The sequence below is a fragment of the Limimaricola variabilis genome, from assembly GCF_034371605.1.
GTDB lineage: Bacteria > Pseudomonadota > Alphaproteobacteria > Rhodobacterales > Rhodobacteraceae > Limimaricola > Limimaricola variabilis.
In genome coordinates this window covers 1,123,511-1,147,667 of record NZ_CP139691.1, presented here as the reverse complement: position 1 = coordinate 1,147,667, position 24,157 = coordinate 1,123,511, and the positions used below count along the sequence as shown (strand labels likewise).

29 protein-coding genes and 1 tRNA gene are annotated in these 24,157 nt (G+C 67.9%); 27 read left to right on the top strand and 3 right to left on the bottom strand.

What is annotated here, in order from left to right; all coding sequences use genetic code 11:
* The first annotated feature begins 17 nt into the window (after window positions 1-17).
* From T8T21_RS05650 to T8T21_RS05530, 25 genes are all read left to right on the top strand, one after another.
* Window positions 18-494, top strand: coding sequence for a hypothetical protein (locus tag T8T21_RS05650; protein ID WP_322337140.1), 477 nt, complete (start codon window positions 18-20; stop codon window positions 492-494).
* Window position 495: 1 nt separating this feature from the next.
* Window positions 496-2,067, top strand: coding sequence for a phage portal protein (locus tag T8T21_RS05645; protein ID WP_322337139.1), 1,572 nt, complete (start codon window positions 496-498; stop codon window positions 2,065-2,067).
* Window positions 2,018-4,102 carry a phage major capsid protein gene (locus tag T8T21_RS05640; protein ID WP_322337138.1) on the top strand — a complete coding sequence of 695 codons (2,085 nt, stop codon included), beginning with the start codon at window positions 2,018-2,020 and terminating at the stop codon, window positions 4,100-4,102. The genes T8T21_RS05645 and T8T21_RS05640 overlap by 50 nt, the downstream gene beginning before the upstream one ends.
* Window positions 4,103-4,162: 60 nt before the next feature.
* A complete protein-coding gene (locus T8T21_RS05635; protein ID WP_322337137.1) occupies window positions 4,163-4,372 on the top strand; it encodes a hypothetical protein in 210 nt (69 codons plus the stop codon).
* A gap of 3 nt (window positions 4,373-4,375) precedes the next feature.
* Complete coding sequence (locus T8T21_RS05630) at window positions 4,376-4,711, top strand: head-tail joining protein (RefSeq protein WP_322337136.1); 336 nt, start codon at window positions 4,376-4,378, stop codon at window positions 4,709-4,711.
* Entirely contained in the window at window positions 4,650-5,246 is a 597-nt protein-coding gene (locus T8T21_RS05625; RefSeq protein WP_322337135.1) for a phage tail protein, read from the top strand. The genes T8T21_RS05630 and T8T21_RS05625 overlap by 62 nt, the downstream gene beginning before the upstream one ends.
* A complete protein-coding gene (locus T8T21_RS05620; RefSeq protein ID WP_322337134.1) occupies window positions 5,246-5,785 on the top strand; it encodes a hypothetical protein in 540 nt (179 codons plus the stop codon). Before T8T21_RS05625 ends, T8T21_RS05620 begins: the two co-directional genes overlap by 1 nt.
* The gene (locus T8T21_RS05615) at window positions 5,782-6,207 is read left to right on the top strand and encodes a phage baseplate assembly protein V (RefSeq protein WP_322337133.1); all 426 of its coding nucleotides are present in this window, start codon (window positions 5,782-5,784) and stop codon (window positions 6,205-6,207) included. Before T8T21_RS05620 ends, T8T21_RS05615 begins: the two co-directional genes overlap by 4 nt.
* Entirely contained in the window at window positions 6,207-6,494 is a 288-nt protein-coding gene (locus tag T8T21_RS05610) for a PAAR domain-containing protein (RefSeq protein ID WP_322337132.1), read from the top strand. The genes T8T21_RS05615 and T8T21_RS05610 overlap by 1 nt, the downstream gene beginning before the upstream one ends.
* Before the next feature lie 48 nt (window positions 6,495-6,542).
* Complete coding sequence (locus tag T8T21_RS05605) at window positions 6,543-6,881, top strand: GPW/gp25 family protein (RefSeq protein WP_322337131.1); 339 nt, start codon at window positions 6,543-6,545, stop codon at window positions 6,879-6,881.
* On the top strand, window positions 6,881-7,780 hold the full coding sequence (locus tag T8T21_RS05600; RefSeq protein ID WP_322337130.1) for a baseplate assembly protein: 900 nt from the start codon (window positions 6,881-6,883) through the stop codon (window positions 7,778-7,780). The genes T8T21_RS05605 and T8T21_RS05600 overlap by 1 nt, the downstream gene beginning before the upstream one ends.
* Before the next feature lies 1 nt (window position 7,781).
* On the top strand, window positions 7,782-8,591 hold the full coding sequence (locus T8T21_RS05595; RefSeq protein ID WP_322337129.1) for a phage tail protein I: 810 nt from the start codon (window positions 7,782-7,784) through the stop codon (window positions 8,589-8,591).
* 64 nt (window positions 8,592-8,655) lie between these two features.
* Entirely contained in the window at window positions 8,656-9,117 is a 462-nt protein-coding gene (locus tag T8T21_RS05590) for a hypothetical protein (protein ID WP_322337128.1), read from the top strand.
* The gene (locus T8T21_RS05585; RefSeq protein ID WP_322337127.1) at window positions 9,042-10,388 is read left to right on the top strand and encodes a phage tail-collar fiber domain-containing protein; all 1,347 of its coding nucleotides are present in this window, start codon (window positions 9,042-9,044) and stop codon (window positions 10,386-10,388) included. The genes T8T21_RS05590 and T8T21_RS05585 overlap by 76 nt, the downstream gene beginning before the upstream one ends.
* Before the next feature lie 87 nt (window positions 10,389-10,475).
* Window positions 10,476-11,663, top strand: a complete 1,188-nt coding sequence (locus T8T21_RS05580; protein ID WP_322337126.1) for a phage tail sheath subtilisin-like domain-containing protein — start codon at window positions 10,476-10,478, stop codon at window positions 11,661-11,663.
* The gene (locus T8T21_RS05575) at window positions 11,663-12,169 is read left to right on the top strand and encodes a phage major tail tube protein (protein ID WP_322337125.1); all 507 of its coding nucleotides are present in this window, start codon (window positions 11,663-11,665) and stop codon (window positions 12,167-12,169) included. Before T8T21_RS05580 ends, T8T21_RS05575 begins: the two co-directional genes overlap by 1 nt.
* Before the next feature lie 11 nt (window positions 12,170-12,180).
* Window positions 12,181-12,465, top strand: coding sequence for a phage tail assembly protein (locus T8T21_RS05570; protein ID WP_322337124.1), 285 nt, complete (start codon window positions 12,181-12,183; stop codon window positions 12,463-12,465).
* 117 nt (window positions 12,466-12,582) lie between these two features.
* The gene (locus T8T21_RS05565; protein WP_322337123.1) at window positions 12,583-14,775 is read left to right on the top strand and encodes a hypothetical protein; all 2,193 of its coding nucleotides are present in this window, start codon (window positions 12,583-12,585) and stop codon (window positions 14,773-14,775) included.
* Complete coding sequence (locus tag T8T21_RS05560) at window positions 14,772-15,185, top strand: phage tail protein (protein ID WP_322337122.1); 414 nt, start codon at window positions 14,772-14,774, stop codon at window positions 15,183-15,185. Before T8T21_RS05565 ends, T8T21_RS05560 begins: the two co-directional genes overlap by 4 nt.
* Entirely contained in the window at window positions 15,151-15,372 is a 222-nt protein-coding gene (locus tag T8T21_RS05555; protein WP_322337121.1) for a tail protein X, read from the top strand. Before T8T21_RS05560 ends, T8T21_RS05555 begins: the two co-directional genes overlap by 35 nt.
* On the top strand, window positions 15,369-16,385 hold the full coding sequence (locus tag T8T21_RS05550; protein ID WP_322337120.1) for a contractile injection system protein, VgrG/Pvc8 family: 1,017 nt from the start codon (window positions 15,369-15,371) through the stop codon (window positions 16,383-16,385). Before T8T21_RS05555 ends, T8T21_RS05550 begins: the two co-directional genes overlap by 4 nt.
* 27 nt (window positions 16,386-16,412) lie before the next feature.
* Window positions 16,413-16,649 carry a hypothetical protein gene (locus tag T8T21_RS05545; protein ID WP_322337119.1) on the top strand — a complete coding sequence of 79 codons (237 nt, stop codon included), beginning with the start codon at window positions 16,413-16,415 and terminating at the stop codon, window positions 16,647-16,649.
* A complete protein-coding gene (locus T8T21_RS05540; RefSeq protein WP_322337118.1) occupies window positions 16,649-16,843 on the top strand; it encodes a hypothetical protein in 195 nt (64 codons plus the stop codon). The genes T8T21_RS05545 and T8T21_RS05540 overlap by 1 nt, the downstream gene beginning before the upstream one ends.
* A 1-nt stretch (window position 16,844) precedes the next feature.
* Window positions 16,845-18,614 carry a hypothetical protein gene (locus T8T21_RS05535; RefSeq protein WP_322337117.1) on the top strand — a complete coding sequence of 590 codons (1,770 nt, stop codon included), beginning with the start codon at window positions 16,845-16,847 and terminating at the stop codon, window positions 18,612-18,614.
* On the top strand, window positions 18,611-19,069 hold the full coding sequence (locus T8T21_RS05530) for a hypothetical protein (RefSeq protein WP_322337116.1): 459 nt from the start codon (window positions 18,611-18,613) through the stop codon (window positions 19,067-19,069). Before T8T21_RS05535 ends, T8T21_RS05530 begins: the two co-directional genes overlap by 4 nt.
* Before the next feature lie 69 nt (window positions 19,070-19,138).
* Here T8T21_RS05530 and T8T21_RS05525 read toward each other — a convergent pair whose 3' ends face one another.
* Window positions 19,139-20,338, bottom strand: coding sequence for a tyrosine-type recombinase/integrase (locus T8T21_RS05525; RefSeq protein WP_322337115.1), 1,200 nt, complete (start codon window positions 20,336-20,338; stop codon window positions 19,139-19,141).
* 140 nt (window positions 20,339-20,478) lie between these two features.
* Window positions 20,479-20,554: transfer RNA gene (locus T8T21_RS05520), tRNA-Thr, on the bottom strand.
* Window positions 20,555-20,697: 143 nt separating this feature from the next.
* On the opposite strand from T8T21_RS05520, the gene T8T21_RS05515 reads away from it, so the two are divergent.
* Together T8T21_RS05515 and T8T21_RS05510 are read left to right on the top strand one after the other, a co-directional pair.
* Complete coding sequence (locus T8T21_RS05515) at window positions 20,698-21,414, top strand: response regulator (RefSeq protein WP_322337114.1); 717 nt, start codon at window positions 20,698-20,700, stop codon at window positions 21,412-21,414.
* Entirely contained in the window at window positions 21,411-22,739 is a 1,329-nt protein-coding gene (locus T8T21_RS05510; RefSeq protein WP_322337113.1) for an ATP-binding protein, read from the top strand. The genes T8T21_RS05515 and T8T21_RS05510 overlap by 4 nt, the downstream gene beginning before the upstream one ends.
* Here the strand turns inward: T8T21_RS05510 and T8T21_RS05505 are convergent.
* The gene (locus tag T8T21_RS05505) at window positions 22,736-24,157 is read right to left on the bottom strand and encodes an alkaline phosphatase D family protein (protein ID WP_322337112.1); all 1,422 of its coding nucleotides are present in this window, start codon (window positions 24,155-24,157) and stop codon (window positions 22,736-22,738) included. The two genes, T8T21_RS05510 and T8T21_RS05505, sit on opposite strands and share 4 nt — an antisense overlap.

The window sequence follows — 24,157 nt, the reverse complement described above, 5'->3', positions numbered from 1 at the left end:
TGACGTTCGAGGCGTCGGTGTCCGCGCCCGAATTTCCGACTTCCGGCTGGACGCTGTCCCTCGCGCTTCGCGGCCCGGCATCGATCGACGTCTCGGCCACGGGCGAGGGCGAGAACCACCATCTGTCGGCGGACGCCGCGACCACCGCCGGGTGGGCGCCCGGCACCTACTGGTATCAGATCCGCGCCACCGATGACGTCGACGTGCAGCTGGTCGAAGAGGGGCAGGTTCGGATCCTCGAAGACCTTGCCGCGGCCGGTCCGGGCTTCGACGGGCGTTCGCATGCCGAAAAGGTGCTTGCGGCGATCGAGGCCGTGATCGAAGGCCGCGCCTCCCTCGACCAGTCCGAGTACCGGATCAACAACCGCTCGCTCACGCGGACGCCGGTCTCCGACCTGCTGAAGCTGCGCAACCAGTACCGGGCCGAGGTGCGGGCGCAGCGGATGGCGAGGCGCGGCCGCGGCTCCGCTCGGCGTCATCTCGTGAGGTTCTGACATGCCGCTGTTCCGCAAACGCGAGGCCGAGGTGCGTGTCGAGCCCGTGGTCGAAGGGGCGACCAACGTCCCGAAGGTCAGCCGCTCTCGGCGCGGCGGCGCCCGGGTGGCGGTTCGCCACTACGACGCGGGCCAGTCCGATCGCCTCACCGGCAACTGGGGCACGACACCGCTGACGGCCGATGATGTGGTGCGCCGCAATCAGCGGGTGCTCGTGGCGCGCTCGCGCGAGCAAGCAGCGAACAACGACTACGGCCGGTCCTTCCTGCGCATGGTCAGCCAGAACATCGTTGGTCCGCGCGGGGTGCAGCTGCAGGCGCAGGCGAAGGACGCTGATGGCACTCTCGATCGGCTGGCGAACGACGCCATCGAGGCTGCTTGGGATCGCTGGGGCCGCCGCGAAAACTGCGACGTCACCGGCCGCATGTCTTGGCGCTCGATCCAGAAGGCGGCCATCCAGTCGGCGGCGCGCGACGGCGAGTTCATCGCCCAGATCGTCATTGGCCGGGATGCGGGGCCCTGGGGCTTCGCCGTCAACCTGCTGGATGCGCAGCGGTGCCCGGTCGACCTGGACGAGGTGGGCCTGCCCGGCGGGCGGTTCATCCGTCATGGCATCGAGTTTACGCAGTTCGGGCGCCCGGTGGCCTACTACTTCACGACCACCGGCGCCGAGCAGTCGGACTACACCTTCGGCGCGCGCTCCTTCGCGCGCATTCCGGCGGATCAGGTGATCCATGGCTTCGTGACCGACATGGTGGGGCAGAAGCGCGGCATTCCGTGGATGGCGACGAGCCTGTGGCGGATGCAGCAGCTGGGCCAGTTCGAGAAGGCCGCTCTCGTCAACGCGCGCGAGGCCGCGAACAAGCAGGGCTTCCTCGAATGGGAGGACGGTTACGGGCCGGAGCTCGACGACGACGCGGATGTCGAGATCGAAAGCGAGGCCGGTGTCTATCACGAGCTCCCGGCGGGCCTGCGGTTCAAGTCGCACGACCCGAATTACCCCTCCGGCGAGTTCGCGGTGTTCACCAAGCACCAGCTGCGCGGCATCGCCTCCGGGCTCGGCGTCTCCTACGTGAACCTCGCCTCCGATCTCGAGGGCGTGAATTTCTCATCCATCCGGCAGGGGACGCTCGACGAGCGCGAGCACTGGAAAGAGCTTCAGGAATGGCTCGTCGAGGCGCTGATCCAGCCGGTCTATGATCGCTGGATTTCGCGCGCGCTGCTCGAGGGCCGGATCGTCTCGGTCGGAAAGCCGCTGCCGGCATCGAAGCGCGACAAGTTCGCGGCCGCCTCATGGCAGCCGCGCCGCTGGGACTGGATCGACCCGAACAGCGACGTGAAGGCGGCCGTCGCAGCGAAGGACAACCTGCTCATAGCGCCATCGCAGATCATCCGCGATCGCGGCCACGACCCGCAGACGGTCTGGCGCGAGATCGCGCGGGACATCGAGGACATGCGCGCGGCGGGCATTCCCGAGAACGTCATTGCCGCCGTCATCACCAGCAGAACCGAGGGAGCTCCCAATGGACAAGCGCCAGCCGGAAACGGCGCCGGATCGGGCGGCAACGCCTAAGCAGTCGGGGTCCGCCCGCGACATCATCGGCCGGGTGATGACCCGGAGCGTCACGCCTGAGCAGATCAACGCGGCCGCCGCGAAGGACGGGGCGCCGCTCATGCGGCAGGCCGAGGTCCGCGAGATCGATGCCGAGGCGCGCACGGTTGAGATCGCCTTTTCGTCGGAGATCGAGGTCGAGCGGTGGTTCGGCATCGAGGTTCTGAGCCACGATCCCGGCGCTGCCCGGATGGAGCGGCTGCTCGATGGCGCGCCGCTGCTGCTCGACCACAACCGGCGCGACCAGATCGGCGTGATCGAAAGTGCGCGGATCGATGCGGACCGGCGCGGCCGGGCCGTGGTGCGCTTTGGCAAGTCGGCGCGCGCGCAGGAGATCTTCGACGATGTCCGCGATGGCATCCGGAAGCATGTCTCGGTCGGCTACCTCGTCCACAAGCTCGAGATCGAGGAACGCGCCGGGCAGGCCGACCTGGTGCGCGTCATCGACTGGGAGCCGATCGAGGTGTCGATCGTCTCGATCCCGGCGGATGCCTCGGTGGGTGTCGGTCGGGCAGCTGGCGCGGGGAACCCGCCAGAGGAACAGGCCCCTCCGGTTTCGGATGATCGGGGCATTGATAGCGCGGACGGGGTGCCCGCCGCTGGTTCGCAGAAACGGAGTGATGCGATGAAAACGAAAATCCTGCGGGATGGTGCGGGCAACCTCGTTCGCGCGAAAGTCGACGAGGACGGCCAGATCGTCGAAACCATCGAGGTGCTCGAGGAAGTGGGCGAGTCCGAGCGCCAGCTGCAGCGGACAGGCTCCGACGCCGAGCGCGCGCGCGTCCGCGAGATCATGGACATGGGGGAGCAGTATGGTGCCGCCGATCTGGCGCGTGATTTCGTGCGTGATGGCCGCGGTGCGGCCGAGTTCCAGCGGGCTCTGCTCGACCACCTGAACGATGGCGCTCGCTCAGCCTCGCCGCTTTCGGAGCGGTCGAACATCGGCTTGACCGAGCGCGAGGCGGACCGTTTCAGCTTCGTGCGCGCCATCCGTGCGCTCGCCGATCCGACCAATCGCCGTGCACAGGAAGCGGCCGCGTTCGAGTTCGAGGCGTCCGAAGCCGCGGCTCAGGCTGCCGGCCGCTCGGCCGAGGGCATCATGGTCCCTGCGGACGTGCTGACCCGCGCGCTGAACACCGCCACCTCTGGCGCCACTGCGGGCGACACCGGCGGCCATTCGGTCGCGACCGCCCTGCTCTCGCAGAGCTTCGTCGACATGCTCCGCAACCGCGCGGTGCTGATGCGTCTCGCCACGCCGCTGGCAGGCCTCGTGGGCAACGTCGACATCCCGAAGCAGGCGAGCGGCGCGACCGGCTACTGGATCGGTGAGGACGAGGATGCGCCCGAGGACAACCTCGAGCTCAGCCAGTTCGGTATGGGCCCGAAGACCGTGGCGGCTTTCTCGGAGATCACGCGCAAGCTGCTGAAGCAGTCGAGCCTCGACGTCGAGGCCCTGGTGCGCCGCGATCTGGCGACCGCTCTGGCGCTGACCATCGACAAGGCCGGCTTCTACGGCACCGGCGCGGGGAACCAGCCGCTCGGCATCAAGAACGTGTCGGGCATCAACGCGGTGGACTTCGCGGGTGCGGCTTCCGGCGGTGCCGGCGCGCTTCCGACCTGGGGCGAGGTCGTCCAGATGGAGAGCGCGATCGCGGCTGACAATGCGGACGTCAACTCCATGGCCTACGTCATGGGCTCGGGCATGCGTGGCCACTTCAAGACCACCACCAAGGAAGCCGGCACCGGGCAGTTCCTCTGGGAAAGCGGAAACACCGTGAACGGCTACCGCTCGGAGGTGACCAACCAGATCGCCGCCGGCGACCTGTTCTTCGGCAACTTCGCGGACCTGATCATCGGCATGTGGGGTGGCCTCGACATCACGGTCGATCCCTACTCCAACTCCAAGAAGGGCCGCCTGCGGATCGTCACCATGCAGGACGTCGACTTCGCGGTGCGCCGCGCCGAGAGCTTCTGCTACGGCTCCGACGCCTCGTAATCCTTGAACCTTGGCGGCCGGTGACCCCGGCCGCCTCTTTCCACTCTGGAGACCTGCTGCATGTCCAAGACCCACCAGTTCAACGTGGTGTCCGCCTTCGTTCACGAGGGTAAAATCCGCACGCCGAAGTCGACCGTCACGCTCTCCGAGCGGGATGCGAAGCCGTTGCTCGAGCGCGGCAAGGTCACCCTTGCCAAGGGCGAAGCGAAGGGCGCCGCCGCTGCCAAGGGCAAGAAGGCCGAGGGCGAGCCTGCGGGCGGCGAGGACTGATCCATGCCGACCCGTCCGGCATGGGACGATCTGGGCGCCTTCCTGCAGCCTGACGAGTTCGCCACCGTGGCGACCGTCACGCCGCAGGGGGGCGTTTCCCGTTCGGTGATGGGGATCTTCGACGAGGCGTTTCTCGACACCGCGATCGGCGAATATGATCTCGACACGACCCGGCCGCGCTTCACCGCCCGCGCGGCTGACCTGGCCGGGCTCGGCCGCCACGATGTCATGGTGATCGACGGCGCGACCTTCGTGGTGCTGACGTCGCCGCAAGCCGATGGCACCGGCATGGCGGTGCTCGAACTCGCACGGCAAGAGGCCGGCGATGCTGCATTTTGACTTCGACGCATCCGATCTCCGGCGCATCGCGGACGAGTTCGGGGCCACCGAGAAGCAGCTGAAGCTGGCTTACGGCCGCGCGCTGCGCCGCACTGCCTCCCGTCTGAAAACGCAATCTCGGAAGGGGCTTCGCGAGCGTCTCGACCTGCGTTCGGCCGCCGAGCTCCGGCGGCGCATGCATGGCTTCCGGTTCAGCCGGGACAAGGGCGCCGGCCTCGGCGGGGTGCGGATGTGGTTTGGTCTGAACGACCTTCGCGCCTCCGCCTTCAAGGGCCGTCCGAAGCGGACCGCGCGCGGCGCCGAGATGGCGGGGCGCGAGGTGCCGAGCGGGTTCGTCGCGCGCAACCGCAAGGGCAAGCGGACCATCATGCGCCGCACGAGCCCGAAGCGCTATCCGATCGCCGAGGCCACGCTCGGCATTGAGGACGAGGCGCAGACCTTCATCGAGGACGAGGTGCTCGACGAGGTGGAGGACGTGTTCTTCCGCAACTTCCGCGCCGAAATCCGCGCGCGGACGATCTACGAGGTGGGATGATGAACGCGCAGACCGAGATCGACCTAGACACGCTGCATGCGGCCATCACCGACGCCATTGCCGCTGCGATGCCGTCTTTCCGCTCGGTGCAGTCCTATCCGTCGAGCCGCACCGCGCTGCCGCTTCCTGCCGCGCTCGTCGATCTCGAGGATTTCGAGGCGGCGCCGGACGCGGACCCGGGCACCGAGCAGCTGGCAGTCGTGGCGCGCTTCCGGGCGCGGGTCGTACTGGGCATGAGCACCGCCGATCTGCAGCGTCAGGTCCGCAAGGCCGCGACGTCTCTGGCGCATGTCGTCCACCTCAACCGATGGGGCCTGCCGGTCGAGCCGGCGCGCGTCACCGTGATCGGACCGGATGCCTTCGACCCGGAGCTCGACCAGTACGAGGTCTGGTCGGTCGAATGGGAGCAGGTCGTGCATCTCGGCGCCTCGGTGTGGGTCGATGGCGTGCTGCCGTCGCAGGTGTGGGTCGGCCTCGACCCGGAGACCGGCCCGGCGCATGTCGGTGACTATGACGAGGTGTCGGGAGGCGAGGCATGAGCTACCAAGCCTCCGAAGCCGAGCGCCGCGGCGCCGGCCTGGTGCGGGCGGCACGGGTCGTCGCGGTCGACGCGCCCAAGGCGCGTGCGCAGGTCAGCTTCGGCGGCGAGACGCAGTCCGCATGGCTTCCGTTCATGACGATGCGCGCCGGCGCGGCTCTGGTCTGGGCGCCGCCTGTGGCCGGGGAGCTCGTGTGGGTGCTCTCCGAGTCGGGCGACACCGCGCAGGGCGTCATCCTCGGCTCCGCCTTCACCGCCGCCAATCCCTCGCCCTCGACGGAGGCCGAGGCGGTCGAGGTGCATCTCGGCGGGTCGAAGATCGTTGTTCTCGACGGCTCGATCTCTCTGGAAAGCAACGGCAGTTCGCTGGTGCTGGATGCCGCCGGCATCCGGCTCAACGGCGCCCGGATCGATCTCAACTGATGCCGGCCGTGTCTCGCATCGGTGACATGGGGAGCGGTCACGGCGCGTTCCCGCCGCGCGCCTCGACGGGCGGCTCCGGTACCGTGTTCGCGAACGGTATCGGTGTGCATCGACAGGGCGATGCTTGGCCGGTGCATTGCAACTCGGACGGCTCCTGCCATCCCGGCGCGCTCGCGAGCGGCTCTGGCACGGTCTATGCCAACGGGAAGGCGCTCGGCCGGGTCGGCGATCCGGTCGACTGCGGCTCGACCGTTGCGGTCGGGTCGGGCGACGTGTTCGCGGGGTAGGGGGAACCGCCAGAGGAAACCGCGCCGCGCCGCGCCGATGCTCGGGGCATGAATGGCATTGACGCGAACACGGGCAAGGCGCTGTCCGGCATCGACCATCTGCGGCAGTCGGTCGTCGATATCCTGTCGACGCCTGTCGGCTCGCGGGTGATGCGCCGCGACTATGGCAGTCGGCTGCATGAGCTCGTCGACGCACCGATGAACCGCGCGACCATTCTCGAAATCTACGCGGCGACGGCCGAGGCGCTGGCGCGCTGGGAGCCACGGATCGAGGTGCGCGAGGTGCGGCTCAATGAGGCCGCGCCGGGGCGCCTCTCACTGGCGCTGTCTGGCGTCTACATTCCTGAGGGCCGCGAGGTGCGGCTCGACGACATCGAGGTGCGCTGATGGCCGGTGCCTTTACCGCGATTGACCTGTCCCAGCTGGCGCCGCCGCAGGTCGTCGAAGAGCTCGACTTCGAGACCATCCTTTCGGCGATGATCGGCTCGCTGCAGGAGCGCAGTCCGGCGTTCGACGCGCTGGTCGAGAGCGACCCGGCCTACAAGGTGCTGGAGGTCGCGGCGTATCGCGAGCTCCTGATCCGGCAGCGGGTGAACGATGCCGTGCGGGGGGTGATGCTGGCCTATGCCACCGGCGCCGATCTCGACCAGATCGGAGCCAACTATTCGCTGGCGCGCCTGGTTGTCGACGAGGGCGACCCGGATGCGGTGCCGCCCGTGCCGCCGACCTTGGAAAGCGACACGGATTTCCGGCGCCGTATCCAGCTCTCCCCCGAAGGCTACACCTCTGCCGGATCGAAGGGCTCCTACGAGTTCCATGCGCTTGCCGCCGATGCGGCCGTGGCCGACGCGCAGGCGGTCAGCCCCGAGGCGGGCAAGGTGGTGGTCTACATCATGGCGCGTGATGGCGACGGTGCGGCCGATGTCGATCTGGTCGCGCAGGTGCAGGCGGCGCTTTCGGCGGATACGCTCCGGCCGTTGACGGACCAGCTTGAGGTCAAGTCCGCGACCGTCATCCCCTACTCGGTCGTGGCCGAGCTCACCGTGCGCCCGGGGCCGGACGGCTCGATCGTCCAGCAGGACGCGGTCGAGGCCGTGAACGCCTACGTGGCGGAGCGGCACCGTCTCGCGGCGGATGTGACGCTTTCGGGCCTCTACGCCGCGCTGCACCAGTCCGGCGTGCAGAACGTGTCCCTAACGTCGCCGGTCGCCGATGTGCAGGTGAGCGAGGGTGAGGTGTCCTACTGCTCGTCTGTCACCGTGACGATCGGGGGCACGGGTGTCTGACTTGCTGCCCTACAACGCGACCGAGTTCGAGCGGCTGCTCGATGACGCGGTGGCGGATGCACTTCGCGGGGTGCCCATTCCCGTGCGCGACGCATGGAGCCCCGACAACTGCCCGGCCGCCGCGCTGCCATGGCTCGCCTGGGCATTCTCCGTCGATGATTGGTCGGAGGCGTGGGACGACGAGGTGCGCCGCGCCATCATCCGCAGCAGCACCGCGGTGCATCGGTCAAAGGGCACTTCTGCGGCGGTCAAGGAGGTTCTGGGCTCGCTCGGCTTCGGCATCGAGTTGCTGGAGTGGCACCGAAAGCAAGTGATCGGGGCGCCCTACACCTATGATCTCTACATCCGGGTTCGGGAGCGGGGCTTCGACCTGGACGGTCTGGAGGGCGCCATCGCGGCCGTCGACAAGGTCAAGTCGCTGCGCTCGCATCTGAACACCGTTCTGATCGAGGTCAACTCTGGGGCGGGGGTATGGGTTGGCGCGGTGGCGCATGTTGGCTCGGAGGTGGTCGTCGGGGCGAACGAGTGGCGAGAGCGGGTCGTCGATGCGCATTCCGCGGATGGGGTGCCGGAAGGGTGGTTCGTGGCTCGAACCCTCGGCGCTGATCTGTTGGTCATCGCGCCCGAGCCGGCCGGTCTGATCGACGGCGCGGCCTTCATGAATGCCTCGGCCGACTGGCACCCGCAGCCATTCGGGCCGATCGGCATGATCGACGGGGCCGCGCTCATGACGGTCACGACCGACTGGCATCCGCATCCCTTCGCGCCGGCGGGCATGATCGACGGGGCCGTGCTGATCGATGCGACCTGATGTCGTCTGGATTGCATTCTACCGCGGTTGGGGCGGCTCGTCTTCGGCTCGGCTGATCGAGGCCGTGGTCCGTCTGGCCACGTGCTCTCGCTATTCGCATGTCGAGCTCGTGGTCCTGCCGCCCAACGCGCGCGGCGAGCACTACTGCCTTTCGGCCTCCTGGCGGGACAACGGGGTGCGGGGCCGGTGGATCGAGCTCCATCCCGACCACTGGACCGTGCTCGAATTGGACGCGGATGCATGGGCCGTTGCCGGCTTCATCGCGGCGCGGGCCGGCGCTTCTTACGACTTCTGGGGCGCGGTCCTGTCGTTCGTGCAGTCGGTGCGTCTGGGACAGCAGGACCGCTGGTTCTGCTCTGAAATCATCGCCGCGGCGCTCGGGATGCCGACGCCTTGGCGCTATTCTCCGGGGCGGCTCTATCGCGCCCTCGCTCGCAAAAAGGGACGGGTATGGCCTACAGCACGATCCACACGAATGCCGGCCTGCGGGCCATGTACGAAAGCGGCGCGACCGGAACGCAGCTAAGTCTGTTCGAGATGGCGGTCGGGGACGGGGGCGGCCAGCCGATGACGCCGGACCCCGCTCAGACCGTGCTCGCTGGCGAGGTCTACCGCGCGCCGGTGAACCGGATCTTCAAGCCCGACCCGGTCAACGCGCCGAACAAGTACGCGGCCGAGCTCGTGGTGCCGGCCTCGGAGGGCGGGTTCACGCTGCGCGAGGTCGGGGTGTTCGATGTCGAGGGCGCGCTGTTCGCGGTTGGCAACCTGCCGGAAACCTACAAGCCCAACAGCGCCGAGGGCGCCTATTCCGACACCGTGGTGCGGATCGAGTTCTTCGCGGAGAATGCCTCGGAGATCGTCCTCGTGGACGACCCGAACGTCACCGTGGCGACCCATCAGTGGGCGCTGTCGAACCTGACGGCCGCGCATATCCTGCCGGGCGGCACCACAAGTCAGGTGCTCGCCAAGCGGTCGAATGCGGACGGCGATGTCGAGTGGACCAGTCCTGACCAGATCACGGTCGTGATGGCGACCGTCGAAGAGCGGCAGCTGCTTTCGGCCGGTCAGACGCAGGTCGACCTGACCAAGACCACCACCAATGGGCTCGCGGTCTACATCGATGGCGAGCGCCTGCCCGACGAGGACATCGCCGAGGGCTGGCAGGCGGACCCGGTCGTCGATACCCGGTTGCATCTCGGGCAGTCCTATCCCGAAGGCAGCGAGATCATCGCGGTTCAGAACGAGCCTGCCGGCAACTTCAACGGCTTCCTGCGCGAAACGGCGAACCTCTCGGACCTGCCGGACAAGGCTGCCGCTCGATCGAACCTCTCCGTTCCGAGCCTGACGCAGCACCAGCAGCTGGTGCCGCCGGGCGCGGTGATGGATTTCGCGATGCCGAACCCGCCAACCGGCTGGCTGGTCTGTGATGGGCGAGAGGTGAGCCGCACGACCTACGCCGGCCTGTATAATGCCATCGGCATGACCTTCGGCGCCGGGAACGGGGTGAACACTTTCCGCCTGCCGGATTTCCGGGGTGAGTTCCGGCGCGGCTGGGACAACGGCCGCGGCGTGGATGCGGGCCGGGGCTTCGGTACCGCGCAGGCGGACGAGCTGCGTAAGCACACGCACACGGTCAAGGGCAACGATGCCGGAGATTGGAGCGACCAGAAGACCGCGCCCGTATTGTCGCGTGACGACGCGGAGCGGGCGGCCGAGGACACGAGGTCGATCTCGGATTATGGCGGCAAGGAAACCCGGCCGCGCAACATCGCGGTGCTGACCTGCATCAAGTCGTAGGGTTGCACAGCGGGGGAACCGCCAGAGGAAAAGCCCCGGCCGCCTCGTCATCCTGCTCGCGACACGATCGAAACGCGAGGGCGAGACATGACATTCCTGCATGGCGTCGAGGTGCTCGAAGTCGACAGCGGTGCGCGGCCCATTCGGACCGTCCGCACTGGCGTCATCGGCATCGTCGGCACGGCGCCGGGAGCCGATGCGACCGAGTTCCCCCTGAACACGCCGGTTCTGGTGGCGGGCTCCCGCGCCAAGGCCGCGAAACTCGACCCGGACGGCGCCGGCGGCGGCACGCTCCCGGCCGCGCTCGACGGCATCCTCGACCAGATCGGTGCGGTCTGCATCGTGGTGCGGGTCGACGAGGGTATGGACGAGGACGCGACGCTCGCCAACGTGGTGGGCGGCGTCAATGGCGGGACCGGGCAGTTCGAGGGCGTGCATGCGCTACTGGGCGCCGAGGCTGTGGTCGGCTTCGCTCCGAAGATCCTTTGCGCGCCGGGCTGGACCCACCAGCGGCCGACTGCCGCTGCCAACCCGGTCGTGGCCGAGCTCGAGGGCATCGCCAATCGCTTGCGCGCCATCATCGTCGCTGATGGCCCGAACACCACCGATGCCGATGCGCAGACTTATGCGGGCGATTGGGGCAGCTCGGGGCGCGTCTATGTCGTCGATCCGTGGGTGACCGTCCTCGACGGCGCCGGCAACACTGTCTCCGAGCCGGCCTCGGCCCGCGTGGCCGGCGTCATCGCCCGGACCGATGCGGATCGCGGCTTCTGGCACTCGCCCTCGAACAAGGGCATTTTCGGGATCATGGGCACCTCGCGGCCCGTCGACTTCAAGCTGGGCGACAGCGCGAGCCGCGCGAACCTTCTCAACGAGAACGACGTGACCACCATCATCCGGCAGGACGGCTTCCGCCTGTGGGGCAACCGGGTGCCGACCGCCGATCCCAAGTGGCAGTTCCTGTCGGTCCGCCGCATCGCGGACACGCTGCATGAGAGCATCCAGCGCGCCCATCTCTGGGCCGTCGATCGCAACATCACCAAGACCTATCTCGAGGATGTCGCTGACGGCGTGAACGGCTATATCCGCACGCTCATCGAGCGCGGCGCCTTGCTGGGCGGCGAGTGCTACGCGGACCCCGACCTGAACACGGCCGCCTCGATCCAAGAGGGCAAGGTCTATTTCAATCTGCGGTTCACGCCGCCGTATCCGGCCGAGCACATCACCTTCCGCTCGCACCTGGTTGACGACTACATCACGGAGGCTCTGGGCTAATGGCTGCGCGCGATATCCTGCGGAATTTTAACCTCTTCGTGGACGGCCGGGGCTATGCCGGCAACGTCTCGGAATACTCGCCCCCCGATCTCACGATCGCGACCGAGGACTTCCGGGCCGGCGGCATGGACGCGCCGATCGCGCTCGACATGGGCATGGAGGCGCTGGAGGCGTCCTTCGTGCTCACCGCCTACGACGCGGACGTGCTCGCGCTTTGGGGCGTGGCCGAGGGGCAGTCGCTGAACGCGACGGCGCGCGGGTCGGTCGAGAGCCATGACGGCGCCGTCAAGCCTGCAGTGCATCGTCTGCGCGGCAAGATCACCTCGCTCGCGCGGGGCACCTGGCAACCGGGCCAGACGGCGCCGCTGACCGTCACCATGCGCCTCGACTACTATGCCGAGGAGCTCGACGGGCGGCAGCTGCATGAGATCGACGTGCCGAACATGGTGCGCCGCATCAATGGCGTGGATCAACTCGCCGCGCGCCGCGCCGCGCTCGGGCTCTGAGGGGATAAGGCATGGACCGGAAACTGCCCGACTACATCGTCGAGGGGGCGGACGGCGCCCTCTCCGTCACGCTTGCCCGGGGCATCGAGGTCGCGGGTGCCACCGTCAAGAAGCTCCAGCTGCGCGAGCCTACGCTCGCCGACCAGCTCGCGGCGCAGGCGGGCAAGAACGGCACCGCCGAGAGCGAGGTCGCTCTTTTGGCAAACCTCGCCGAGATCACGCCCGACGAGCTCCGCCACGTGAAGATGCGCGACTATGCCCGGCTGCAGGTCGCGCTCGGTTTTTTTTATGGCTGAAGCCTGACGCGGTGCGCGCGGGCGCGCTTCGCTTGGCGCGGCAGACCGGATGGAGCGAGGCGTCGATCCTCGGCATGCGCACCGCCCGGTTTTTCTGGTGGCTCGAGGGGCTGAAGGATGGCGAACCAACGCCTTAACGCGACCGTCACGATCGGAGGCGCGCTCAACAAGTCCGTGGGGCGCGCCATCGGCGGCCTGCGCGGCGGCCTCGAGGGTGTGGCTTCCGAAATCAGGGAGGTCACCGACCGGCAGCGCGAGCTCTCCAAGCAGCGCAAGGTGCTGGAGCGAGAGGGGCGGTCGGTTGAGGCGCTCGATCGCGAGTACGAGGAGCTCGGCCGGACACTGGACGGGCTGCGCCGAAAGCAGGAGCGATATGAGCGCGTAGCCGTCGCCTCCGCCCGGGTTGGCGAGGAATTCCGCAGCACGGTCGGAGAGGTCGGCCGGGTCGCTCGCAATGCCGGCATCGCCCTCGGTGCCGTTGGCGCGGCCGTGTTCGGTGTGGCGTCCTCGACGGCCGCAGCGGCGCGCGACGTGCAGCTGGCGTCCGAGGTCGCCAATGCCGGAACGACCGAGTTTCAGCGGCTTGCGGCCGCGGCCGAGACGGTCGGCATCGAGCAGGACAAGCTGGGCGACATCCTGAAGGACGTGAACGACCGGATCGGCGACTTCGTCGAAACCGGCGGCGGCCCCATGGCCGACTTCTTCGAGAACATCGGCCCGAAAGTCGGCGTCACCGCGAAGCACTTCAAGGGCTTGAGCGGCCCGGAAGCGCTGCAACTCTACATCTCGTCTCTGGAAAAGGCGAACCTCTCGCAGGCGCAGATGACCTTCTACTTGGAGGCCATGGCTTCTGACGCGACGGCGCTGATCCCTCTGCTGCGCAACAATGGCGCCGAGGCGCGGCGCTTGGGCGACGAGGCCGAGCGCATGGGGCGCATCCTCGATGCCGATACCATCGAGGCGTCGGCGCGGTTCCGAGCCGAGCTCCAGCGTCTGACCGGCGGCTTCACCGGCCTGCGGAACATCATCGGCACCGCCGTGATGCCGGTGGTGTCCGACTCGATGTCGCGGATATCCGACTACCTCGTCGAAAACCGCGAAGAGGTGGACGCTTTCGCGACGGCCTTCGCCGATAGGCTCGGCGCGGCAGTGCCGATCGCAGCCGAGCTCGCCTCCGGCCTCGGCTGGGTGGCGACGCAGGTCGGCGCCGTGACGGCCAAGGTCGCCGAAATGGTCGGCGGCTGGGAGAATTTCGGGATCATCGTCGGGACCGCGCTCGGGGCCAAGGTCGCGTTCAGGATCGGGGCGCTGGTGTTCAGCGTGGGGCGCCTCGGCGCGGCCGTGCTTGGACTGGTGGGCGTGACCGCCATGGCCGGCCGGGCTTTCGGGGCGCTCCGCCAGACGATCACCACCGAGGTCAATGCCTCCGCCGCCGCCGCCGAGGCGGCCGGTGCCCGGATGCGCCGCGCTCTCAATATCCGCGGTGCGCTCTTGGCGGCAAACCTTGGGATTGCTGCTCTGCAGATCCCCGACACGCCCGAAGAAGTCGGCTCGATGATCGAGCGCAACCGCAGGGCCACCGAGGAGGGGTTGCGGAACACGCCAATCATCGGCGGTGCCATGCGGGCCTATGAGGGCGCGCGCGATTGGTGGCACGGCGACGAGGGTGAGGCGGCTCCGCTTGCGGCGGAACCTCCGGCACCGGCGTTTGCGCCGACGCCGCCTGCGCCCGTCCGACCTGCCAGCCGCCCGGCGCCAGGTCGACCCGTCAGCCGCCCGGAGACCGAGCTCCAGCAGCGCGCGGTCGGCGGCAATTTCCGGCCCGGCTGGACCCTGACCGGCGAGAAGGGGCCGGAGCTCAAGTTCGAGAACCGCTCCGGCTTCGTGGCGACGGCGCGGGAGACCAAGCGGATCGCCGATCTGGCACAGCGCGCCGATGCGGCCTCTCCCGTCACGCGCCCGGCGCGCAACGAGCCGCGTCCGGCGGCCACGCCCGGCGAGGTGCTGGCGCGCGCCATTGCCGGCCTGCCGAGGGCGCTCGATGCGTTCACCGCGCGCGCTCGCGATGTGGTGTCCTCGGTCGCCTCCGGGTTACCAGAGCTCGCGGCGCCCGTCGCCCAGCCGGCCCGCGCCGAGCCACGCCCGGCGGCCGCGCCCGTGAACGTGACGCAAAACATCCATATCGACGCCAAGGGTATGTCGGTGCAGCAGCTGGTCGACGAGTTCGAACGGCGCCGCCGCAATGCGACGAATGGCGGGCTCTATGACGGGGTGCATGACTTCGGCCAATACGGAGGGGCGCTGGCATGAGCGAGCCAATGCTGCAACTCGGCGCCTACCAATTCTCGATCGGCACCGCCGCCTACCAGGAGCTCTCCCGCGAGGCCGAGTACCGATGGGCTTCGCAGGAGCGGGTAGGTGCTCACGACGCGCTGCAGTTCACCGGGACGCGGGCGGAAACGATCGACCTGCGCGGCGTGATCTATCCCTTCCATAAGGGCGGGCTGGGGCAGCTCGACCGGATGCGGCTGCAGGCATCGCTTGGCATTCCGCTGCCGCTGATCTCGGGCACCGGGTCGGTGCTGGGCCTGTGGATCATCGAAGCGGTGCGAGAGGGACAGCGGGTGTTCGCCGCGGGCGGTGCGCCGCAGCGGCAAGAGTTCGACCTGAGACTTCGGAGGTATGATGGCGGCTGGCGTCAAATCCTATCGTTCCTCTGAGGGGGATGTGGTCGATCGCGTGGTGTGGGGCCACTACGGCCGCCAAGACGGCCGCCTCGTCGAGCGCGTGCTCGAGGCGAACCCCGGGCTTGCGGACTACGGACCGATCCTGCCTGCCGGCGTGCTCATCACGCTCCCGGCGGAACCCGGCCCGTCGCAGGCGGAAACTGTCAGGCTCTGGGGATGAAGTGGCTTCCGCGCTTCCGGCTGACGGTCGACGGGCAGGACGTGACCGGGCGCTTTGCGCCGCGGCTCGTCGACCTCTCCCTGATCGATGCGGCGGGCGTCGAGTCGGACCGGCTTCAGGTTCGGCTTTCCGACACCGAGCTCTTTGCTCGGCTGCAGGAGCCGCCAGTCGGCGCGGAAATGAAGCTGTGGCTCGGCTATGGCGCGGCGGTCCGCTACATGGGGATGTTCGTCGCCGACCGGGTTGAGATCGGCGGTCCGCCCGATGAGATGACGATCACCGCCGTCGCGGCGCCGTTCGGCCCGAGCTCCGGTGGGAAGTCGGCGCTGACCGAGCAACGGTCCCGCTCATGGCCGGACGGCACGACGCTCGGCACGCTGGTATCGACCATCGCCTCCGAGCATGGGCTCAAACCCGCGGTTTCCGAAAGCCTCGCATCCATCCCGCTGCCGCATCTCGATCAGGTCGACGAGTCGGACATCCATCTGCTTTCCCGCATCTCGAGGGACCTCGATGCTCTGGTGAAGCCGGGCGACGGGCAAATCGTGGTCGCCAAGCGTGGCGAGAGCCTCGCGGTCGGCGGCAAGCCGATGCCGGTGATCCCGCTCGTTCCCAGCGATGTCTCGAGTTGGCGCGCTGGGCGGAACCTCGAGAGGGTCGGGCAGGTCGTGGCGACCTGGGGGGATCGGGACGCGGGTGATGCGGCCGAAGTCACCGCCGGATCGGGCGAACCAGTGAGGCGGCTTCGGCACCGATACCCCTCTCAGGCGGCGGCGCAGGCGGCGGCGGATGCCGAGTATCGCCGCGCCGCGCGTGCCATTCGGTCGGTCGATCTGGACCTGCCCGGCAATCCCGACCTCGTCGCCGAGGGCCGCGTGATGCTGACCGAGTTCCGGTCCTATGTCGACGGGCCATGGCTCATCACCCGTGTGACGCACCGCCTCAATTCCTCGGGCTATCGGTGCTTGGTCGCGGGGGAGCCGCCAGAGGGCACGGGCGGCGCGTCAGCCTAGTATCCGGTCAAGTCGCAGGAGACAGACATGGCATATATCAACGCATCCCCGACATGGTCCGCCGGCGTTACTCTCGGCTCGGATGAGGACTGGCAGAACGACAGCGCCGTTGCCGTGCGTCTATCGCGCAAAGCCCTATCCGGCACGGCGCGTGGCGGAGTGCTGCTTCGCCCGGGGCAGGTATATCCGTTCAACGCGGGCGATACGGTCTATTGCCGTTGCGAGACCGGCGCCGAGGCTGCGATCTGGCGCGAGGCGCTCTGATGTACCTTATCGGCAGGCGAGGGCGCCGCGCCGGCGCCGGGCTGTTCCTGAGCGCCCGCATTCGCGCGCTCGATCCGCACGGATGGCTGGCCGCTGCGCCATTGATGAACGCTTCTCACCACCATTTCCCCCATCCCTTCGCGCCGGCCGGACTGATCCCCGGCGCGGCGCTGATGGACGTTTCAGGAGCCTGACATGACCAATCTACCGACGATCTATAAAGATGCAGGCGGCATCGGGGCTCTGCCCGGCGATAACGTGCGGATGCTTCTGGACGTCAATGCGCTGGAACTGGGGCCGGAACTTGTCACGAATGGCGATCTTCTTGTGGCCGGGGACGGATTGACGGATCGGGTGTATCGTCAATCCCCCGACCCGCAAGAAACAATTGGTCTTTGCCCCGTCGTTAATGGGAATTGGTATGTTGTCGAGTGGATCTCGACCCAAACCTTTTCCGGTTCCACGACTTTCCGTATTGACGGCGGCGGGGGACTTTTCCCCGGCGGTTTCAATGCGGGCACGCCCCTTTCGGGTCGGGTAATCGGACGTGCCGGAAAAAACGGCCTCTTGGGGATCAATGGCGATGGCGATGGGTCTCTGGGGGTCTTCGATTTTGTCTCCGTCCGCGAAATCTCCGGCATCCACGCCGATCAGCCCTCGACTTCGCTTCAGCCAGTGTTGGGGCGGGCTCCGAAAGAGCGGCGAAACTTAGTCAAGTTCAGCGAAGCCGTAGGCTCTTGGGTCCAGACTGCAGGGGCTCAGATCTTCCCAGTATATCAAGAAAAATCGGGGTTTACCGAATGGGGTCAGGTAGAGCAATCAGATCAAGGCGCTTCGCGTATATATGATCAAGGGATAATCGTCGCCCAACCCGGTGAGAAAGTAACTGGTTCAATCGTCTTGGACACAAACTTAACGCAGGTTCGGGGGGATGGCTCGGGAAGGTTCTCTTTCAGTCTGGGTGACAGCGGGTCCCATCGGGTGACGATTTCAATCAACCCGGTGACAGGCGAAGTCTCGCAGGTGATGACGAGTTCTTATCTTGAAATTACAGCCGGACCCGTCTTTACCGACGAGTTGGCTTCGGGGGTTTTTCGCTACACCGTGACCGCTACGGCAATCAAGAAGCGCGACATGTCTCTGTCATTTTGGAGGGACGGGGCTGAGCCAAACTCCCCTTATTGCGTCATATCTGGGGCAATGCTGGCCAAAGGCGAAAGCACTGGCGAGTACCAGAAGGTCAAAGCCAATGGCTTCGACATCACCGAGCCCGGGAATCCCAGCTATTCTTACCTCCGCTTCGACGGCGTGGATGACAAGCTGCCGCAGGTCTACCCGTCCGCCAAGACCGGCGACCTGATGATCTTTGGCAGGAAGGGCTCTTGGATCGACCTCGGCGTCTCCGTAGCGGCCGGTGGGACGCTCAACGCCATCTCGGGCAAGGACAGCCCCAAGACGCCCGGCATCATCCCGGCACTTGGCGACATCGTAGCGTGGTATCACGCACCACAGACGCTCAATGCGTATGAGCGGGCGAAGCTGACCGAGTATTTCCGAGAGCGGGGGGCGAAGGGGCTGCTTGTGTCGTCCGGGGTGGAACTGATTGAGAATGGGGGGTTCGACAGCGATCTGAGCAAGTGGGATACGACTGTTGGCTTCGATTGGGGCGCTGATGGCGTAGCCGCTTATGACGGAAGCGGCAACGGTGATCTCCGTCAAAACATTAACTTGATCGGTGGCGATCCGTATATCGTGAAGGTCAAGCGCACTTCGCCTTCCAGTAGCAGTTCTCAATTTTTCGTTCTTCTAGGTGGGACGCAAGTCCTTGCTAAATACGGGATAGAAGAAAACACGTTCACTTTCGCTGGTATTGCAGGGAACGACGGTCAGTTTCGCCTTTATACCAATGGCACGGCCACACAGAAATTCGATGATATTTCAGTGCAAAAGCTGGTGACCCAATGACCCACTATTCCGCAATTCTGATCGTCCCGGCTGACCTCTGGGACAAGGCCAACGCCCTCGGTGCTGCTCTGGGCCACGGCCCGGACAGCTACACCGTGCCTCTGGGAGCTGACGATACCGTCACCCACTACGGCTCTCGCAGCAGGGTGCTGCCGATCTTCATCGCCACGCTCGCGGCGGCGGGCGCGGTGCCGCCAGAGGAGCTGGAGCGGCTGGACGTTGATCCGGCTCTTGTCTCTGCCGGGGGCGAGGTGGTGGCCGGGCTCGACCTCGAGGCGTTTGGGCTGACCGAGGCCGATCGCGATGCCGTTATCGCGTCGCTGATCTGGGGGTTCGAGCCGGAGGGGGGTGTCGAGCCGGCCCAGCACTTTGCAGACGTGGCGGCGAACCTGCCTGCGCCAGAGGGGCCGCTCGTGGTGGTGTCGATCACCCTGCGCAACGAGATCGCGGCCTGAGAACGACCTGGAGGCGTCGGGCGGCCAAACGGCGCGGCGCCTCCGGCCTCGGGGCGTGCCGCGTGTCGGCTATGCGCTGCCGCGGATCGGCACCACATTCGCTGCGGCCCGGCCGGTGACGTAGTCAGCCCATGCCTCCATCACCGGCCGGCGCCGGTCGAGCAGGTCGGACCGGGCATAGGCGCGCTCTACCTTGCTCCCAATCGTGTGGGCGAGGATCTTCTCGGATACCTCCCAGCTGCCCGCGTCAGTGTCTTGGACCCAGCTGCGGAACGAGGACCGGAAGCCGTGCGGCCGCCCGGCCTCGCCGATATGTGTCAGCCGCTTCTCGAGGGCCGTTGCCGATATCGGTGTCCCGCGGGCGCCGTGGAACAGCAGGCCATTCTCGGCGAATGGCTCCGCCTCGCGGACGATCTTCATCGCCTCCGCCGATAGGGGCACTCGGAAATCCTCGACCTTCCCTTCGCGGCCTTTCATGCGCTCGGCCGGCACCGTCCAGATGCCGCCCTCGATCTCGTCGAAGCGGGCGCCCGCGCATCCGTCGAGGCGGACTAGCGTCAGGATCATGAACCGAAGGCACTGGTCGCTGACGGCTCCCTTGCCAAGCTTCTCCCAGAGGGCCGGCATCTCTTGCCATGGCGTCGATGGCATGGGCGTCGCCTTGTAGAGGACCTCGCCGAGCCGATACTGCGCTTGGTCGACGGCCATCGGCTCGCAGTCATACCCCATCAGTTTCGCCTCTCGAAAGACGATCCGGGTCCGATTCACTGCCTTGATCGCGGTCGGGTGTTTCGCTCGCCAGATCGGCTTGAGCGCGCGATGGATATCTGTCTGCTCGATCTCCGACATGCGCATGTGCCCGATGACTGGCAAGACGTATCCCTCAAGTGGAGACAGCCACCGGCCGCGCTTGCCGCCGCCGCGCAGGCCATCGCGCTTCGCCTCGAAAACGATGGCCACCATCTCGGCGAAGGTCGGGTCAGTCCGGCTCCGGTCCGCGAGCTCGGCCGCGCGCTGGGCATTACGAACATCGATCGGATCTTTCCCGGCGACGAGGACCTGAGCCCATCGATCGCGCTCTGCTCTGGCATCTGCAAGGCTGACGGTTGGCCAGCTCCCGAGCCCCATCTCACGCCGGCGTTTGAGGTGCGAGTACCGGTATACCCATTTGCCGGTGTCGCCCGTTTTGTTAAGCATCAACCCGCCGCCGTCATGGAGCTTGCCGGGCTCCGCGCGCTTCACCGCTACCGCCGTCAGCTTGTGCTGCATCTCTCAGTCCCCCAGCTAGTCCCCCAACGGCCCCCGCGCTTCCCTGCCTCGGGGCGCGCCGCCATGCGACAACTATTCCTTTAAAGCACTGGAGAATGGTGTAAACGTGCGACTGCGCGCGGCGGTATGCGACAGTGATGTGGTGCCGGCAGAGGGACTCGAACCCCCGACCCCCTGATTACAAATCAGACGCTCTACCAGCTGAGCTATGCCGGCCCCGCGGCCGGTGTAGCCAGAGCGGCGCGGCGTGGCAAGCGGCCTCGGCCCGAATACATCTGGCGACAAAACTTCCTCGCCCCGAGGCTGGAAACCGGACCGCAGCCGCCGCTACAAGGGCGATCGAGCCGCAGGAGACCGCCATGACCGACACCGCCGAGCAGATCCTCGTCGTCGATGACGCGCGTGATATCCGCGAGCCGCTGGGCCAGTACCTAAAGAAGCAGGGCTACCGGGTGCGGCTCGCTGCCTCGGCGGCCGAGGCGCGGGGCATCGTCGAGTCGGCACGGATCTCGCTCGTGGTGCTCGACGTGATGATGCCGGGCGAGGACGGGCTGAGCCTGTGCCGCTGGCTGGTGGCGCATGGCGGGCCGCCGGTCATCCTGCTCACCGCCATGGCCGACGAGACCGATCGCATCGTCGGGCTGGAACTCGGCGCGGACGACTACGTGACCAAGCCGTTCAACCCGCGCGAATTGCTGGCGCGGGTGCGCGCCGTGCTGCGCCGCACACCGACCGCCGCGCCCGTGCTCGACGCCACGCGCCGCCGCTTCGCCGGCTGGACCCACGACCCCACGACCCGGAAGCTCAGCCACGAGGACGGGCGGATGGCCGATCTCACCACCGGCGAGAGCAAGCTTCTCGGCCTGCTGCTCGACTCGCCCCGCACCGTGCTCGACCGAGTGCGCCTGCTGGACCTGATGGCCGGGCGGGAAGCCAAGGCCTATGACCGCGCCATCGACAATCAGGTCAGCCGGCTGCGACGCAAGATCGAGGACGACCCCAAGCAGCCGCGGCTGATCGTCACCGAATGGGGCGGCGGCTACCTGCTCGCGGCCGATGTCGAGGTGCTGGAATGAGATCGGTCCGGTGGCTGCCGAAAGGTCTGGCCGCACGCTTCGCCCTGCTGCTTGCCGGAGCACTGCTCGCCGCCAATCTCGTGGCGGTAGGCCTGCTTTCCTTTGAGCGCAACCGGCTCGACCGCGAGGCGGGCGCAGCGCGCGAGGTCGAGCGGATCGTGGCGCTGGTCCCGGCGATGGAGGCGCTGCCGTCGATGGCGCGCGCCGCACTGGCACGCAAGGCCTCGACCCGACTGGCCCGGATCGAGGTGGCGCCACAGCCATTGGTGGAGACGCCCGCCCGCGAGGGACGGGCTGCGGCGTTGCAGGCGCGGCTCGGGCAGGCGCTGGAGGGGCGCGAGACCCGGGTGGCACTGCGTGACCGGGGCGCCCATTCGCCGGTGCCGAACTGGCGACCGGCGCGGGGTGGCGTCACCGCCGTCTCGATCGCGCTGGAGGGCGGGGGCTGGCTCAACGTGACAGCGGCCACGATGCGCCCGCCCGATGGGGTTCAGGAAGAGGTGCTTCTGCTGGTGCTGGGCCTGTCGCTGCTGGCGGTGCTGGCGGTGGGGCTGTGGTTCGTGCGCCAGCTCACCCGGCCGCTCGGCGCACTGGCGGAGGCCGCGCGCGCCGCCGGTCGCGGCGACCGCAGCGCCCGCGTGCCGGAACGCGGCGCCCGGGAGATGCGGGCCGCCGCCGTGGCCTTCAACGACATGCAGGCCCGGATCGCCCGGTTCGACGCCGAGCGGACCCGTACCCTCGCCGCCGTCGGTCACGACCTGCGCACCCCAATTACCAGCCTGCGGATCCGCGCCGAGATGCTCGACGAAGAGGAGGGGGCGCCGATGATCCGGACCCTCGACGAGATGGCGGTGATGGCCGAGGGACTGGTGAGCTTCGCCCGCTCCGGCCACGATTCCGAGGCCGCGACCGAGATCGACCTGAACGAGCTGCTGCGCGATCTCTGCGCGGAACGCGGCGCGCAGTGCGAGGGGAAAGGCCCGCTGCAGGTCCGCGGCCGGCGCGTCGCGCTTTCGCGCGCGATCGGCAACCTCGTCGACAATGCGCTGCGCTATGGCGACACGGCGCGGGTGACGCTGGCGCGGGGGCAGGGCATGGCGCGGATCACCGTCGAGGATGACGGCCCCGGCATTCCCGAGGACCGGCTGTCCGAGATGTTCGAGCCTTTCGTGCGGGGCGAGGAAAGCCGCAGCCTCGACACCGGCGGGGCGGGGCTCGGCCTGTCGATCGCGCGCGGCATCATCCGCGCCCATGGCGGCGAGATCCGGCTGTCGAACCGGTCTGAGGGCGGGCTCTGGGCCGCGGTCGAACTGCCGCTGGCCTAGATCGCCAGTGGCGGTGTCGGGCCGCTCTCCTCAAGCTGCCATACCGCCGACCAGGCTCCGCCCGTGCGTTCCAGCACCAAGAAATTGCGCTCGGCCACATAGCGCCGCCGCATGCCGGGCAGCGGCAGGATCCGGATCGGATGGCCCGAGAGCGGCCCTTCGCCGAGGCTGCCGAGCCAGCCCAGACCGCGCGCATAACCCTTGGGCGGGGCACGGTGCGCGATTCCGGAGGCGACCAGCTGATGGACCGGGCCGGGGGCGGCGGCCATCTCGGCCCGGGTGGCGAGGTGGATTTCGCCCGAAAGCGCCGTCACCGGCCCTGCCTCGCGCAGCCCGATCACGGCGCGCAGCGCCCGTTTCCAATCCTCCCGATGCGCCCGGCTTTGCCATTGGTCGCGCAGGTCGTCCTCGTATTTCTGCATCCCCGGCCAGACCCACATCACCGCCTCGACCAGCGACAGGCGCGGGCCGAGGAGCGGCACCGAGGAGACGAGGAACATCCGCTCCGCCTCGGGTGCGGGCCGCTCCAGAAGGCTCCAGCCGGCCTCGCCCATCACCCGTCTGCGTCGCCGCTCCGAGCGCAGGTCAGGCGCGCGCAGCGTGACGCCTGGCAGGGTCCGCTCCCAGCCTAGATTGCCGCCCGTGGGATCGACGAAGATCTCGGCGACCTCGGCCTCGACCGCGCCGTGTTGGAACAACAGATACATTTCGCGCGCCACGCGGAACAGGGTCCGACCGACGGCGCTGTCGGTCGCCTTTTCAGGCAGCGACCCCCAGCCGTCGCAGATGTCGTGGTCGTCCCAGACGGCCAGCGTCGGCACCCGTCCCATCAGCGCCGCAACCGCTGGCGAGGACAGGCCGCGCATGTAGCGCCGCACGAAGCCGGCGCGCAGATGCGCGGCCAGATCCTCGAGATCCTCCTCGGTCGGGGCGCGTCGGGGCAGATCCTCGGGCCAGCCATCGCTCAGCGGATGGCCCTGCGTCACCTCGTCGGCATAGATCTGGTCACCGCCCTGGATCAGCACCGCGAAGGGGCGCTCGTCGTGCAAGGCGCGCATGCGCTCCCACATCGCGTCCCGTTCGGCCGGGTCGCGGTCGAGGTCGCCGATCTCCTCGCCGTTGCAGGACAGGAAGCCGAGGCGCAGATTGTCCGAAAGCTCGGTCTCGACCGGGAAGCTTTCGCCCTCGAACTCATAGCCCGGCGCCCCCGGAGCGAGCCGGAAGTCGAAGCGCCAGACTGCGAGACCTTCGAGCGTGGCGATGCGGCGGGGCTGGTGGTCGTTGCCGTCGATCCTGAGCGGGCCGCAGGCCTCGTGCTCGGGCCTTATGACGATCGCGGCCAAGCGCAGCCCGGCCGCGTCATGGCCGCGCAGGTGCAGAATAGGGCCGGCGCGGCGGGATGCGGAACGTTCGGTCAA

Coding starts and splice junctions, on each gene's coding strand:
- T8T21_RS05615 (WP_322337133.1), top strand. CDS start 5,782: ATGAGCTACCAAGCCTCCGAAGCCGAGCGCCGCGGCGCCGGCCTGGTG.
- T8T21_RS05515 (WP_322337114.1), top strand. CDS start 20,698: ATGACCGACACCGCCGAGCAGATCCTCGTCGTCGATGACGCGCGTGAT.
- T8T21_RS05550 (WP_322337120.1), top strand. CDS start 15,369: ATGAAGTGGCTTCCGCGCTTCCGGCTGACGGTCGACGGGCAGGACGTG.
- T8T21_RS05625 (WP_322337135.1), top strand. CDS start 4,650: ATGGCACCGGCATGGCGGTGCTCGAACTCGCACGGCAAGAGGCCGGCG.
- T8T21_RS05530 (WP_322337116.1), top strand. CDS start 18,611: ATGACCCACTATTCCGCAATTCTGATCGTCCCGGCTGACCTCTGGGAC.
- T8T21_RS05510 (WP_322337113.1), top strand. CDS start 21,411: ATGAGATCGGTCCGGTGGCTGCCGAAAGGTCTGGCCGCACGCTTCGCC.
- T8T21_RS05635 (WP_322337137.1), top strand. CDS start 4,163: ATGTCCAAGACCCACCAGTTCAACGTGGTGTCCGCCTTCGTTCACGAG.
- T8T21_RS05630 (WP_322337136.1), top strand. CDS start 4,376: ATGCCGACCCGTCCGGCATGGGACGATCTGGGCGCCTTCCTGCAGCCT.
- T8T21_RS05605 (WP_322337131.1), top strand. CDS start 6,543: ATGAATGGCATTGACGCGAACACGGGCAAGGCGCTGTCCGGCATCGAC.
- T8T21_RS05535 (WP_322337117.1), top strand. CDS start 16,845: ATGACCAATCTACCGACGATCTATAAAGATGCAGGCGGCATCGGGGCT.
- T8T21_RS05640 (WP_322337138.1), top strand. CDS start 2,018: ATGGACAAGCGCCAGCCGGAAACGGCGCCGGATCGGGCGGCAACGCCT.
- T8T21_RS05585 (WP_322337127.1), top strand. CDS start 9,042: ATGGCCTACAGCACGATCCACACGAATGCCGGCCTGCGGGCCATGTAC.
- T8T21_RS05525 (WP_322337115.1), bottom strand. CDS start 20,338: ATGCAGCACAAGCTGACGGCGGTAGCGGTGAAGCGCGCGGAGCCCGGC.
- T8T21_RS05560 (WP_322337122.1), top strand. CDS start 14,772: ATGAGCGAGCCAATGCTGCAACTCGGCGCCTACCAATTCTCGATCGGC.
- T8T21_RS05610 (WP_322337132.1), top strand. CDS start 6,207: ATGCCGGCCGTGTCTCGCATCGGTGACATGGGGAGCGGTCACGGCGCG.
- T8T21_RS05545 (WP_322337119.1), top strand. CDS start 16,413: ATGGCATATATCAACGCATCCCCGACATGGTCCGCCGGCGTTACTCTC.
- T8T21_RS05570 (WP_322337124.1), top strand. CDS start 12,181: ATGGACCGGAAACTGCCCGACTACATCGTCGAGGGGGCGGACGGCGCC.
- T8T21_RS05580 (WP_322337126.1), top strand. CDS start 10,476: ATGACATTCCTGCATGGCGTCGAGGTGCTCGAAGTCGACAGCGGTGCG.
- T8T21_RS05645 (WP_322337139.1), top strand. CDS start 496: ATGCCGCTGTTCCGCAAACGCGAGGCCGAGGTGCGTGTCGAGCCCGTG.
- T8T21_RS05540 (WP_322337118.1), top strand. CDS start 16,649: ATGTACCTTATCGGCAGGCGAGGGCGCCGCGCCGGCGCCGGGCTGTTC.
- T8T21_RS05555 (WP_322337121.1), top strand. CDS start 15,151: ATGGCGGCTGGCGTCAAATCCTATCGTTCCTCTGAGGGGGATGTGGTC.
- T8T21_RS05600 (WP_322337130.1), top strand. CDS start 6,881: ATGGCCGGTGCCTTTACCGCGATTGACCTGTCCCAGCTGGCGCCGCCG.
- T8T21_RS05575 (WP_322337125.1), top strand. CDS start 11,663: ATGGCTGCGCGCGATATCCTGCGGAATTTTAACCTCTTCGTGGACGGC.
- T8T21_RS05565 (WP_322337123.1), top strand. CDS start 12,583: ATGGCGAACCAACGCCTTAACGCGACCGTCACGATCGGAGGCGCGCTC.
- T8T21_RS05620 (WP_322337134.1), top strand. CDS start 5,246: ATGAACGCGCAGACCGAGATCGACCTAGACACGCTGCATGCGGCCATC.